The sequence below is a fragment of the Pseudomonas sp. CM27 genome (assembly GCF_013179515.1).
Classification (GTDB): domain Bacteria; phylum Pseudomonadota; class Gammaproteobacteria; order Pseudomonadales; family Pseudomonadaceae; genus Aquipseudomonas.
Genome location: NZ_JABMCN010000004.1, coordinates 1 through 13,320, shown reverse-complemented (window position 1 = coordinate 13,320; position 13,320 = coordinate 1). Strand labels below are relative to the sequence as shown.

Annotated in this window: 11 protein-coding genes; 2 read left to right on the top strand and 9 right to left on the bottom strand. The window is 64.7% G+C overall.

Annotated features, from left to right (window positions below; translation table 11 throughout):
• The first annotated feature begins 34 nt into the window (after positions 1–34).
• Both HP547_RS01090 and HP547_RS01085 read left to right on the top strand, forming a co-directional pair.
• On the top strand, positions 35–1,720 hold the full coding sequence (locus tag HP547_RS01090; RefSeq protein WP_172219469.1) for a GspE/PulE family protein: 1,686 nt from the start codon (positions 35–37) through the stop codon (positions 1,718–1,720).
• 88 nt (positions 1,721–1,808) lie between these two features.
• Entirely contained in the window at positions 1,809–2,123 is a 315-nt protein-coding gene (locus HP547_RS01085) for a DUF2388 domain-containing protein (RefSeq protein ID WP_172219471.1), read from the top strand.
• A gap of 48 nt (positions 2,124–2,171) precedes the next feature.
• Here HP547_RS01085 and gcvP read toward each other — a convergent pair whose 3' ends face one another.
• The 9 genes from gcvP to HP547_RS01040 form a co-directional block, all read right to left on the bottom strand.
• The gene (gcvP, locus tag HP547_RS01080; protein WP_172219473.1) at positions 2,172–5,045 is read right to left on the bottom strand and encodes an aminomethyl-transferring glycine dehydrogenase; all 2,874 of its coding nucleotides are present in this window, start codon (positions 5,043–5,045) and stop codon (positions 2,172–2,174) included.
• Between the two features lie 197 nt (positions 5,046–5,242).
• Positions 5,243–5,626, bottom strand: a complete 384-nt coding sequence (gcvH, locus tag HP547_RS01075) for a glycine cleavage system protein GcvH (RefSeq protein ID WP_172285301.1) — start codon at positions 5,624–5,626, stop codon at positions 5,243–5,245.
• 50 nt (positions 5,627–5,676) lie between these two features.
• Positions 5,677–6,759, bottom strand: a complete 1,083-nt coding sequence (gene gcvT, locus HP547_RS01070; protein WP_172285300.1) for a glycine cleavage system aminomethyltransferase GcvT — start codon at positions 6,757–6,759, stop codon at positions 5,677–5,679.
• Positions 6,760–6,882: 123 nt separating this feature from the next.
• A complete protein-coding gene (locus tag HP547_RS01065) occupies positions 6,883–8,505 on the bottom strand; it encodes an iron ABC transporter permease (protein WP_172285299.1) in 1,623 nt (540 codons plus the stop codon).
• A gap of 115 nt (positions 8,506–8,620) precedes the next feature.
• Positions 8,621–9,622, bottom strand: coding sequence for an extracellular solute-binding protein (locus HP547_RS01060; RefSeq protein WP_172219481.1), 1,002 nt, complete (start codon positions 9,620–9,622; stop codon positions 8,621–8,623).
• A 221-nt stretch (positions 9,623–9,843) separates the two neighbouring features.
• Positions 9,844–11,061 (bottom strand): 2-octaprenyl-3-methyl-6-methoxy-1,4-benzoquinol hydroxylase, encoded by a 1,218-nt coding sequence (locus HP547_RS01055; protein ID WP_172285298.1) that lies wholly within the window; start codon positions 11,059–11,061, stop codon positions 9,844–9,846.
• Positions 11,062–11,070: 9 nt separating this feature from the next.
• Positions 11,071–11,553, bottom strand: coding sequence for a DUF4442 domain-containing protein (locus tag HP547_RS01050; protein WP_172285297.1), 483 nt, complete (start codon positions 11,551–11,553; stop codon positions 11,071–11,073).
• Positions 11,550–12,749, bottom strand: a complete 1,200-nt coding sequence (gene ubiH, locus HP547_RS01045; protein ID WP_172285296.1) for a 2-octaprenyl-6-methoxyphenyl hydroxylase — start codon at positions 12,747–12,749, stop codon at positions 11,550–11,552. The genes HP547_RS01050 and ubiH overlap by 4 nt, the downstream gene beginning before the upstream one ends.
• Positions 12,746–13,320, bottom strand: a 575-nt coding sequence (locus tag HP547_RS01040; protein WP_172285295.1) for a M24 family metallopeptidase, incomplete at its 5' end; no start/stop codon positions are given. The genes HP547_RS01040 and ubiH, both read right to left, overlap by 4 nt.

The window sequence follows — 13,320 nt, the reverse complement described above, 5'->3', positions numbered from 1 at the left end:
TGCTCAGCACTTCCATCAGGCACGGACGCCAATCATGCATACCCCCGACAACCCGGCACTCGACCTCAAGCGCGTCCTCGAAGCGCTGCTGGCTGATCAGCACCTGCACGCCAACGACACCCTGCACGTGCTCGAACACGCCGCAGCCAAGCCAGCCTGCCACCCCCTCGAGCAAATTGCCGCCTGCCACCTTGAAAACCGCCAGGACCCTGGCCACCCCCTGGACCTGGAGTACCTCTGCCAATGGTTGGCCGGCAAGGTCGGCCAGCCCTACCTGCGCATCGACCCCCTGCAACTCGACCTGCCCCAGGTCGCGGGTCTGATCTCCCCGGCGTTCGCCCAGCGCCATGGCATCCTCATCGTCGCTGCCGACCCATCCAGCGTTACGGTCGCCAGTGCCCAGCCCTACCAGCAGGACTGGCAGGCCGACCTGGCCCGCAGCCTGGGGCGGCCGATCCGTCGTGTCCTGGCCAGCCCACTGCAACTGCGCCAGTCAGCGCAGTCGTTCTCCCGTCTGGCCCAGTCGGTAAAAGGTGCGCAACACCAGCAATCGGCCAGCCTTGGCGAACTCGAACAGCTGCTGGAGCTGGGCAAGCGCCAGGCCGAAGCCAGCGCGGACGACGCGCACATCGTGCATATCGTCGACTGGCTGCTGCAGTACGCCATCGAGCAGCGCGCCAGCGATATCCACCTGGAACCGCGCCGCGAGCAGGGCCAGCTGCGCTACCGCATCGACGGCGTGCTGCATAACGTGTACGCCTTCCCCGCCGGGGTGACCCTGGCATTGGTCAGCCGCCTGAAACACCTTGGCCGGATGGATGTAGCGGAAAAGCGCCGGCCACAAGACGGCCGGCTGCAAAGCCGGCTGCAAGATGGCGGCGAAGTGGAGCTGCGGCTATCGACCCTGCCAACCCCGTTTGGTGAAAAGCTGGTGCTGCGCCTGTTCGACCCGCAACAACTGCAGGTGGGCTTTGACCGGCTCGGCCTGCAAGGGCAACAACTGGCCCGGTGGCACGACCTGCTGCGCCAGCGCCAGGGCATCATCCTGGTGACCGGGCCCACCGGCTCCGGCAAGACCAGCACGCTGTATGCCAGCCTCAAGCTGCTGGCCACGCCGCAGGTCAACCTGTGCACCATAGAGGACCCGATCGAGCGCCTGGAGCCCGCCTTCAACCAGCTGCAGGTCCAGCCCACCCTGGACCTTACGTTTGCCAGCGGTGTGCGGGCGATGCTGCGCCAGGACCCGGATATCATCATGATCGGCGAAATTCGCGACCGCGAAACCGCTCTGGTGGCGGTACAGGCAGCGCTGACCGGTCACCTGGTACTGTCGACCCTGCATACCAACGACGCCTGCGCGGCGATTACCCGCCTGCAAGAGCTGGGTGTTGCCGACTACCTGCTCAAGGCAACGCTGGTCGGGGTCATGGCCCAGCGACTGGTGCGCACGCTGTGTGCCGACTGCCGGGGCGATGCGGCGGCAACCAGCGGCCAGCCATGCCGTACTTGCCGCGGCACCGGGTTTCATGGCCGCACGGGGCTGTTCGAACTATTGGTGCCCAGCGACAGCCTGCGTGCGCAGATAGGCCCGGGCAGCGACCTGGCCACCCTACGGCGCCAGGCCGTGGCCGATGGGCTGCTCGATTTGCGCAGCTGTGGGGAGGCCAAAGTGGCCTGCGGGCAGACCCGGCTGGAGGAAGTACTGCGGGCCTGTTCCTGAGCAAAAAACCCTTGTAATCAAGGAACTTGCCCTCTGAAGCAAGATCAAACCGCGCATCTTCAACCCTCACCCTTCGAGGTGTTTCAACATGCGTCTCAAAACCGCCATCGCCGCCGCTGCCTTGCTTTCGCTGCCTCTTGGCTCGGCCATGGCCGATACCTTTTGGCGTAACGTGATTTCTTCCGGTGCCACTACCGCATCCAGCTACCTGACCTCGCGGGATCACAAGCTGGTGATGGCGGCGCAGGATGACGCCGGCAGCTTCGTGGCCAGCGAGGGCGCCATTCGCGGGCCGTTCCTGGAGTCGGCGCTGAACCAGGTGCGCGCGGAGAACCCGGGCATGCAGGCATCCGACATGGAGCTGGCCAATGCCATCCTGGCCAAGAACGCGGTAGCCGAATAACCGCGCTGGATTCTTCGCGGGCAAGCCCGCGAAGAATCCACACCATCCTCAGCGATAAGCCTCCACCGGCACACACGCACAGAACAGATTCCTGTCCCCATACACATTGTCGACCCGGTTCACCGCCGGCCAGTACTTGTGCTGACGCACATGAGCACTGGGCGCCACCGCCTGCTCCAGGCTATACGGCCTTTCCCACGCCCCCAGCACATCGGCCAAGGTATGCGGCGCATGCTTGAGCGGGTTGTTCTCCGCTGGCCAGTTGCCCTCCTGCACCTCAGCAATTTCCGCCCGAATCGCCAGCATCGCCTCGACGAACCGGTCCAGCTCGGCCTTCGATTCACTCTCGGTCGGCTCCACCATCAGCGTGCCCGGTACCGGGAATGACATGGTCGGCGCGTGGAAACCATAGTCCATCAGGCGCTTGGCCACGTCCTCCTCGCTGATGCCGGTCAAGGCCTTCAACGGCCGCAGGTCGAGGATGCACTCATGCGCCACCCGCTGGTTGCGCCCGCGATAGAGCACCGGGAAGGCGCCACCCAGCTGGCTGGCCAGGTAGTTGGCCGAGAGAATCGCCACTTCGCTGGCATCGGCCAGCTGTGGCCCCATCATGGCAATGTACATCCAGCTGATCGGCAGAATGCTGGCGCTGCCCCAGGGTGCGGCGCTGACCGCGCTGTTGTTGGGGTCCAGGCCCGGCACCGGTACCACCGGGTGGCTGGCGACAAATGGCGTTAGGTGCGCACGGATGCCGATTGGCCCCATGCCCGGGCCGCCACCGCCGTGGGGGATGCAGAAGGTCTTGTGCAGGTTCATGTGCGAAACGTCGGCACCGATGTCTGCCGGCCGCGCCAGGCCCACCTGGGCATTGAGGTTGGCGCCGTCCATGTACACCTGCCCGCCGTGCTGATGCACCACCTCGCAGATTTCGCGAATGCCCTCTTCGTACACGCCGTGGGTCGACGGATAGGTGATCATCAGGCATGACAAGCGCTCGCCAGCCGCATGGGCCTTGGCCTTCAGGTCGGCCAGGTCGACGTTGCCATCGTTGTCGCAATCGACGATCACCACCTCCATACCGGCCATTTGCGCCGAAGCCGGGTTGGTACCGTGGGCCGAGGACGGGATCAGGCACAGGGTTCGTTGCGGCTGGTGGCGGCTGCGGTGGTAGCGGGTGATGGCCATCAGGCCGGCGTACTCACCCTGGGCGCCCGAGTTGGGCTGCATGCAGATGGCGTCGAAACCGGTGATCGTACACAGCCAGCTTTCCAGCTCGTCGATCATCGCCTTGTAACCCGTAGCCTGGGCCGCCGGGGCAAACGGGTGCAGTTGGGCGAAACCCGGCCAGGTAATGGGGATCATCTCGCTGGTGGCGTTGAGTTTCATGGTGCACGACCCCAGCGGGATCATCGATTGGTTCAGGGCCAGGTCCTTGTTTTCCAGCTGCTTGAGGTAGCGCAGCATCTCGGTTTCGCTGTGATGCAGGTTGAACACCGGGTGGGCGAGCAATGGCGTGCGCCGCACCAGGTTGGCCGGGATGCCCTCGGGCAGTGCCAGCTGGTCGAGTGCCGCAATGTCCAGGCCGTGGTCGACACCCAGGAAGATGTCCAGCAGGCGCAGCACCGTCTGCTCGTTGCACGTTTCGTCCAGGCTGACACCCAGGTGCCCGCGACCAAGGATGCGCAGATTGATGTGCGCCGCTTCGGCGCTTTCGATGATGGCGGCCTGCGCGCCACCCACATCCACGGTAAGGGTGTCGAAGAAGTGCTGGTTGAGGCGCTGGATGCCCTTGGCCTCAAGGCCTGCGGCCAGGATGAAGGTCAGCCGATGCACCCGCTGGGCAATACGCTGCAGGCCTTGCGGCCCGTGGTACACCGCATAGAAACCGGCGATATTGGCCAGCAGCACCTGGGCCGTGCAGATATTGGAGTTGGCCTTCTCGCGGCGGATATGCTGCTCACGCGTTTGCAAAGCCATGCGCAGCGCGGTGTTGCCCCGCGCATCGCGGGACACGCCGATGATGCGCCCGGGCATGGCCCTCTTGTAGTCGTCGCGGCAGGCGAAATAGGCAGCATGGGGGCCGCCGTAGCCCATCGGCACGCCGAAGCGCTGGGTCGACCCCAGTACCACATCCGCGCCCAGCTCCCCAGGCGGCGCCAGTACCACCAGGCTGAGCAGGTCGGCAGCGACGCAGGCCAGGGCCTGCTGGCCGTGCAACCGGTCGATCAGCGGGCGCAGATCGCGCACTTCGCCGTGGGTATCGGGATACTGCAGCAAAGCGCCGAATACCGCGTGTTTGCCAAGGTTATCCACAGAATCGACGATCAGCTCGAAGCCAAAACCCTCGGCACGGGTCTTCAGTACCGACAAGGTCTGTGGATGGCAGTGCTGGTCGGCGAAGAAGGCATTGCTCTTGTTGCGCGCCACCCGTTTGGCCAGGGCCATGGCTTCGGCGGCGGCGGTGGCTTCGTCGAGCAGAGAGGCATTGGCCAGGGCCAGCCCGGTGAGGTCGATGACCATTTGCTGGAAGTTCAGCAGCGCCTCGAGCCGGCCTTGGGCGATCTCGGGTTGATAGGGGGTGTAGGCGGTGTACCAGCCCGGGTTCTCCAGCACGTTGCGCAGGATCACGGTTGGGGTGATGGTGCCGTGGTAGCCCATGCCGATCAGGCTGGTCCAGACCTGGTTCTGCTCTGCGTAACCGGCGAGTTTGGCCAGGGCGGCTTGCTCGTCCAGCGCCGGCGGCAGGTCGAGAGGGCGATTGAGGCGAATATCGGGCGGTACGGTCTGCTCGATCAGCTCACTGCGACTGGTAATGCCCAGCGCATCGAGCATGGCCTGCTGCTCCGCGGCATCGGGGCCCAGGTGGCGACGCAGGAAAGGGTTGAGTTCTTGCAGTTGACGCAGGGACGGCGACTGGGACATGACGACGCTCTCTTCCTGGACCAGGTCTCATGGAGACTTACAAGTCTAGGAAGGGATTGCCGATTCTGCGGGGAAACTTGTTTACAGGCCCGGCCTCTTCGCGGCTAAAGCCGCTCCTACAGGGGGCTGCACCGGTTTCGGGTGCAGCGCTGTATCTGTGTAGGAGCGGCTTTAGCCGCGAAGCAGGCGACGCGGTCTTACTCGCCGATGGCCGCCTTGTAGCCCGCAGCATCCAGCAGCTTGTCCAGCTCGGCCTTGTCGCTAGGCTTCAGCTTGAAGATCCACGCGCCGTAAGGTTCTTCGTTCAGCTGCTCCGGGCTATCGGCCAGCTCTTCGTTCACCGCAATCACTTCGCCACCGATCGGCGCGTAAATATCCGAAGCGGCCTTCACCGACTCGACCACACCGGCAGCGTCGCCAGCGTCAAACACCTTGCCGACTTCGGCCAGTTCGACAAACACCACATCACCCAGGGCTTGCTGGGCGTGGTCGCTGATGCCCACGGTCACCGTGCCGTCGGCTTCCAGGCGGGCCCATTCATGGCTTTCGGCAAAACGCAGGTCGGCGGGGATATTGCTCATGTCTTGAATTCCTCGATTGGCTCAGCGGTAGGCCCGCCGTTAAAAATTGTTCAGATCAGGATCTTGCCGTGGCGCACGAAGGTTGGTTTCACCACCCGCACCGGGTACCACTTGCCGCGGATTTCCACCTCGGCCCGGTCACCGGTAGCCATGGGTACGCGCGCAAGGGCAATGGACTTGCTCAGCGTAGGTGAGAAACTACCACTGGTGATCTCCCCTTCGCCAATACCGGCTACTCGTACCACCTGGTGGGCACGTAATACACCTCGCTCTTCAAGCACCAGGCCAACCAGTTTTTCCTGCACGCCGTGCTCGATTTCCGCCAACAGGCCGGTGCGGCCGATGAAGTCGCGGTCGGCTGGCTCCCAGGCGATCGACCAGCCCAGGTTGGAGGTGAGCGGGGTGTGGGCTTCGTCGATATCCTGGCCGTACAGGTTCATGCCGGCTTCCAGGCGCAGGGTATCGCGGGCGCCTAGCCCGCTTGGAGCAATGCCGGCACCGACCAGATCGTTGAAGAAAGCCACGGCCTGATCACCCGGGAAGATGATCTCAAGGCCGTCTTCACCGGTGTACCCGGTGCGGGCAATGAACCAGTCACCTTCCGCTACGCCTTCGAACGGGCGCAGCTCACGCACCAGAGCGGCGCGCGAGGCACTGAGCAAAGCTGCGACTTTTTCGCGGGCGTGCGGCCCCTGGATGGCGAGAATGGCCAGGTCGGGGCGTGCCTTGAAGCTCACGGAATGGTCGGCCTGCTGACGCTCAAGCCAATCGAGCACCTTGGCCCGGGTGGCGGCGTTGGTAACCAGGCGATAGCCGTTTGCCGTGCGGTAGACGATCAGATCATCGATGACGCAGCCCTGCTCGTTAAGCAGCGGGCTGTACATCGCCTTGCCAACCCCTTCGAGCCGGGCGACATCGTTGGCCAGCAGATGCTGCAGCCAGACAGTGGCGTCAGCGCCATCGACATCGATCACCGTCATGTGGGAAACATCGAAAACCCCACAGTCGCTACGCACCTGATGGTGCTCTTCCACCTGCGAGCCATAGTGCAGGGGCATGTCCCAGCCACCGAAATCGACCGTCTTGGCACCTAGCGCCAGGTGCAGGTCATACAAAAGCGTGCGCTGTCCCATGGGTTTCTCCTTCCGGGCGTGGCGAAGCGGCGGCGGTCGATGACGTTTGGTCGTCAGCTCTTCTTGTAGGACCCGCCGCGCGAATGCCGCGCATTGTAGCCGCAAGGTCGCGAACTGGCATCCTCACTGACTGTGACCGGGTCGTCGTGCCGAACGGCGGATCAGGCCGATAACCGGCAGCAAGCCCACAACTATCAGGGTCAGCGCCGGTAACGAGGCCCGCGCCCACTCGCCTTCGCTGGTCATCTCGAACACGCGCACCGCGAGGGTATCCCAGCCGAACGGACGCATCAGCAAGGTGGCCGGCATTTCCTTGAGCACATCGACGAACACCAGCAGGGCCGCGCTCAGCGCACCCGGTACCAGCAACGGCAGATACACCTTGAAAAACAATCTTGCGCCACCTACGCCCAGGCTGCGCGAGGCCTCGGGCAATGACGGGCGAATGCGCTCCAGACTGCTTTCCAGCGGCCCGTAGGCCACCGCGATGAAGCGCACCAGATAAGCCAGCAGCAACGCCGACAGGCTGCCGAGCAGCAGCGGCTTGCCCGCCCCGCCCAGCCAGGTCGACAGCGGGATGACCAGGTGGTTGTCGAGGTAACTGAAGGCCAGCATGATCGCCACCGCCAGCACCGAACCTGGCAAGGCATAGCCCAGGTTGGCCAGCCCGACCCCGGCGCGGATACCGCCTGTCGGCGCCTGGCGCCGGGCAAACGCCAGCAGCAATGCCACGCACACCGTCACCAGCGCCGCCATGCCGCCCAGGTACAGGGTGTGCAGTACCAGGCCGACATAGCGCTCGTCCAGGTCATGCCTGCCGCGCTGCCAGAACCACGCCAGCAGCTGCAGCAGCGGGATGACGAAGGCGCAGGCAAACACCAGCAGGCACCAGCCGCTGGCCAGCAACGCCTTGACCCCACGCAGGTGATACAGCGCCTGCGCCCGCGGGCGTTCGTTGCCGCTGCGGCTGGCGCCCCGTGCCCGGCGCTCGCCGTACAGCACCAGCATCACCGCCAGCAACAGCAGGCTGGCCAGCTGCGCCGCGCTGGAAAGGCTGAAGAAGCCGTACCAGGTCTTGTAGATGGCGGTGGTGAAAGTGTCGAAGTTGAACACCGCCACCGCACCGAAGTCAGCCAGGGTTTCCATCAGGGCCAAGGCAATACCGGCACCGATTGCCGGCCGCGCCATGGGCAGGGCCACGCGCCAGAACGCCTGCAGGGGGGACAAGCCGAGTACGCGGGCCGCTTCCATCAGGCCCTTGCCCTGGGCCAGGAACGCCGTGCGTGCCAGCAGGTAGACATAGGGGTAGAACACCAGCACCAGCACGATGATCACCCCGCCGGTGGAGCGCACGCGTGGCAGGCGCATCGGCCCGAATACCTCGCGCAGGGCGGTTTGCACCGGGCCGGCGAAGTCCAGCAGGCCGACGAAGACGAATGCCAGCACGTAGGCCGGGATGGCGAATGGCAGCATCAGTGCCCAGTCCAGCCAGCGCCTGCCGGGGAACTCGCAGAGGCTGGTGAGCCATGCCAGGCTCACGCCCAGCACGGTGACGCCGATGCCGACCCCCACCACCAGGGTCAGGGTATTGCCGAGCAGGCGGCTCATCTGGGTGTCGAGCAGGTGCGACCAGATCTGCAGGTCGATCGATTGCCAGGACAGCAGCAGGACGCTGAGGGGCAGGAGTACCAGGGCCGCGATCAGTGAGACCGGGAGGTACCAGCGGCGTTGGGGGGTGTGAGGCAAGGCTTGGTTCTCGATTGCGATGGCGACCGCTGCGCGGTCGTTCGCGGCTGTTCGGCGTTCCGATGAACCGCCGCGAAAGGGCCCTTGCAGGCCCCGGAAGGATAAGCCTTGGCGCTTAGTTGTAGCCAGCCCGATCCATCAGGCGGATGGCCTCAGCCTGGCGCTTGCCGGCAATTTCCACAGGAATGCTGTCAGCCTTGAAGCTGCCCCACGCCGCCACTTCCTCCGAAGGCTTGACCTTAGGGTTGGCCGGGAACTCCTGGTTGATGTCGGCAAACAGCTTCTGCGCCTCCTCGCCAGTCATCCATTCCACCAGTTTTTTCGCCGCTTCCGGGTGTGGTGCGTGCTTGGTCAGGCCGATGCCCGACAGGTTCACGTGCACGCCACGGTCACCCTGGTTGGGCCAGAAGATCTTCACCGGCAGCTGCGGGTTCTGCTTGTGCAGGCGGCCGTAGTAATAGGTGTTGACCACGCCCACGTCGCATTGGCCAGCCGCGACCGCCTGGATCACGGCGTTGTCGTCGGAGAACACATCGGTGGACAGGTTGTTGACCCAGCCTTTGACGATCTGCTCGGTCTTGGCCTCGCCATGGGTTTCGATCAGGGTGCCGGTCAGCGACTGGTTGTACACCTTCTTCGCTGTACGCAGGCACAGGCGGCCTTCCCATTGCTTGTCGGCCAGGGCCTCGTAAGTGCTCAGCTCCTGCGGCTTGACCCGCTCGGTGGCGTAGATGATGGTGCGCGCCCGCAGGCTAAGGCCGGTCCATTCATGGGACGAGGCGCGGTACTGGGGCGGGATGTTCTGGTCGATGATGTCGGACTTGATCGGCTGCAGGATGCCCATCTGCTCGGCTTGCCAGAGGTTGCCGGCATCCACGGTCAGCAGCAGGTCGGCCACGCCGTTATCGCCCTCGGCCTTGATGCGCTGCATCAACGGTGCTTCCTTGTCGGTGATGAACTTGATCTTCACCCCGGTCTTGGCGGTATAGGCATCGAAGACCGGCTTGATCAGCTCGTCGATGCGCGAGGAGTACACCACCACTTCGTCTGCTGCCTGGGCAGTGCCGCCGAACAGGGTCAGGGCCAGGGCGGCCAGTAGGGGCTTGCGTGGCAACATGGAAAGCACTCCTCGGATCGTATGAGAGGCGCAAATGGTAGTGAATCCCATTTTCCAGCTCACCCTCCGCGCAGTTACCGGATGTTGCAGAAGCCGCACATTGTCTTTGTAGGAGCCGCCTTGTGCTGCGAAAGGGCCAGCAGCCTGATCCAGATGTTCGGCTAGGCTCCCGAGCCTCTTCGCAGCACAAGGCTGCTCCAACAAGGCATTGTCGGCGGCCTTCAGGCCTTTGCCAGATCTGGCAGGTCACCACTGAGCCCCAACGCCTGACGCACAAACAGTGCCTTGGCCTCCGGCATCTGCTCTACCAGTTTCAACCCGCTGTTACGCAACCAGCGCAGCGGCAACGGATTGGCCTGGAACAACCGCTCGAAGCCCTCCATCGCCGCCATCAACGCCAGGTTGTGCGGCATGCGCCGGCGCTCGTAGCGGCTCAGCACCTTCACATCCGCCAACCGCTCGCCACGCTCGCAGGCATTGACCAGTACCTCGGCCAGCACCGCCGCATCCAGAAAGCCCAGGTTCACGCCCTGCCCCGCCAGCGGGTGAATGGTGTGCGCAGCATCACCGATCAAGGCCAGACCTTCTTGCACATAGCGCTTGGCGTGACGCTGTCGCAGCGGCACGCACACCCGTGGGTCGGCCTGCAGTACATCGCCCAGTCGGCCCTCGAAGGCCCGCTCCAGCGCCTGCAGGAACGCCGTTTCATCCAGCGCCATCAGTCGCTCGGCGTGCTCCGGGGTGGTCGACCAGACAATCGAGCACCAGTCCTGCTGGCCATCGCGGGTCAATGGCAGGAAGGCCAGGGGCCCTTCATCGGTGAAGCGCTGCCAGGCGGTAGCCTGGTGCCCGGCGCTGCAACGCACACTGGTGACGATGGCATGGTGCAGGTAATCCCACTCGCGGGTTTCGCAACCGGCCAGGCGCCGTACCGCCGAGTTGGCGCCGTCGGCCGCGATCACCAACGGCGCGCGCAGTTGCCTGCCATCGGCCAGAGTCAGCAGCCACTCGTCACCGGAGCGGCGCAGTTGCTCCAGCCGCGCATTGGCCAGCAAGCCGATGTCGCTGTCATGCAGGCGTTCCAGCAGGCCATCCTGCACCACCCGGTTCTCGACGATATGGCCGAGCACCTGGGCATGCACGCTGGCGGCCGAAAAGTGAATCTGCCCGGTGCCACTGCCATCCCACACGTGCATGTCCGAGTAAGGCGTGGCACGCCGCCGGGCAATGCCCTCCCAGGCGCCAAGGCGCTCGAGGATGCGCTGGCTGGCGGCCGACAACGCACTGACGCGTGGCTCGAACGCGGCCTGGGCATCGAACGGCTTGACCGTCAGCGGGCCACCGTCGAGCAACAGGATTTGCAGGCCACTGTGGCGCAATGCCAGGGCCAGAGCGCTGCCGACCATACCGGCACCGACAATCAACAGATCTGCGCGCATTTCCATGCCTTACGCCAGCCTCGCTTGCGGCTTCAGCCGCACGTATAGGGTTTTATCGACCCGCGCCACCAGCTCACCGGCGCCATCGCGGATATCAACCTGCAAACGCGGCAGGCACTTCTTGCCGGTGGCGGCCTGCTGGCGAATGTCGTCCAGCAGCGCGTCATCGACGTGGAATTCGGCATATACCGGGCCTTTGCCCGGCGAAATGAAGTCGATGCTGGCGGCTTTGTCCCAGACAATGTAGTCGCGCCCCAGTTGCTCGATCAGCAGCAGCATGTAGAACGGGTCGACCATCGAATACAGGCTGCCACCAAACTGGGTACCGACGTAGTTGCGGTTCCAGCGGGTCAGCTTCATGCACACCTTTACGCTGCGCAGGTCCGGGCCGATGTGCTGGATACGGATGCCGGCACCGAGGTACGGCGGGTAAAGGTTCAACAGCCAGCGCAACATGCGTGCCCGGCGCGCCAGCCTGCGGGGGTTGCTCATGCCTGGCCCCGCGGATCGGGGCGGGTGCCCAGGCCCATGGCCTGGCGGGCAAACCAGCTTTTGGCCGGCGGCAGCAGATCCAGGCCAAGCAGGCCGAGGTTGCGCCCGGCGGCCAGCAGTGGCTGGTTGCTGCCGAACAGCCGGGTGACCTGGTCGGAAAAACCGATGGTCAAGGCCTGGTCCGTACGCTGGCGTTGGCGATAGGCCTGCAGCGTGGCCAGGTCGCCGGGTTGCTGCGGGCCAGCCAGCAGCGCGTCGGCCAGCGACTGCACGTCACGCAGCGACAGGTTGAAACCCTGGCCGGCGATGGGGTGCAGGCTGTGCGCGGCGTTGCCCAGCACCACCAGGTGCGGGCGCACCTGCTCTTGGGCCTCGATCAATGACAGTGGATAAAGGTGCCGCGCGCCTACCTGGCGCAAGGCACCCAGGCGGTAGCCGAACACACCCTGCAGCTCGCGCAGGAAGCTGCGTTCGTCGATGTCGGCCAGACGCCGCGCGTCCATGCCCTGCCGGGTCCAGACCAGTGCACAGCGGTTGTCCGGCAGCGGCAGCAAGGCCATCGGGCCTTCTTCGGTAAACCGTTCAAAGGCCTGGCCGCCATGGGCCTCGCCCGGGGTGATGTTGGCGATCAACGCACTTTGCTGGTAAGGCGTATGGCGCACGTGAATCCCCAGTTGCTCGCGCAGGCCAGAGCGGCCACCGTCGGCCAGTACCGCCAGGTCGCACTCCAGCTGGGTTTCATCGTTGAGCACAAGGCGGTAGCCGCCTTCGATGGCCTGCATCGACGTCACTTCCGCCGGGCAGCGCCAGCTCACCACGTCGCTGTCCAACCCTTGCCACAGGCACTGGCCGAGCCAGGCGTTTTCCACCACGTAGCCCAACGCCGGCACGCCTTCTTCCAGTGCATCCAGGCGGGTGGCGCCAAAGCGTCCACGGTCGGAAACATGAATCTGCCGGATCGGCTCGGCGCGGCGGCCGATGGCCTGCCACAGGCCCAGTTGCTGATAGATCTGCTGGGTACCGAACGACAGCGCCGAAGAGCGCGCATCGTAGCTGGGCTGGAAGCTGTCGCCGGGAGCAAACGGCTCGATCAGCATGATTTCCCAGCCACGTGCCTTGGCCCCGGCCTGCAGGGCCAAGGCCAGGCTTGCGCCCACCAGGCCACCGCCGATGATCGCCAGGTTCACTCGATTCATGCGGCGTCCTTGCGGGCAGCCAGCATCAGCGCCTCGATCTCCGCGACCGTGCGCGGCACACCCGAGGTGAGGATTTCACAACCTTGCCTGGTGACTACCACGTCGTCCTCGATCCTTACACCAATGCCACGCCACTTTTTGGCCACGGCCTGATTATCGGCACCTATGTAAATGCCCGGTTCGACGGTCAGCGCCATGCCGGGTTCCAGCACCCGCCACTCGCCGCCCACCTTGTACTCGCCAACGTCATGCACATCCATGCCCAGCCAGTGCCCGGCGCGGTGCATGTAGAAGGCGCGATAGGCCTCGCTGTCGATCAGCGCCTGCACCTCGCCTTCAAGCAGGCCCAGTTCAACCAGGCCCTCGGTGATGACCTGCACCGTCGCCTCGTGGGCGTGGTTCCAGTGCTTGCCAGGGGCAATCTCGGCAAACGCCGCCGCCTGCGCCTTGAGTACCAGCTCGTAGATGGCCTTCTGCTCCGGCGAAAACCGCCCGCTGACCGGGAAGGTGCGGGTGATGTCACTGGCATAACAATCGATTTCGCAGCCAGCGTCGATCAGCACCAGGTCAC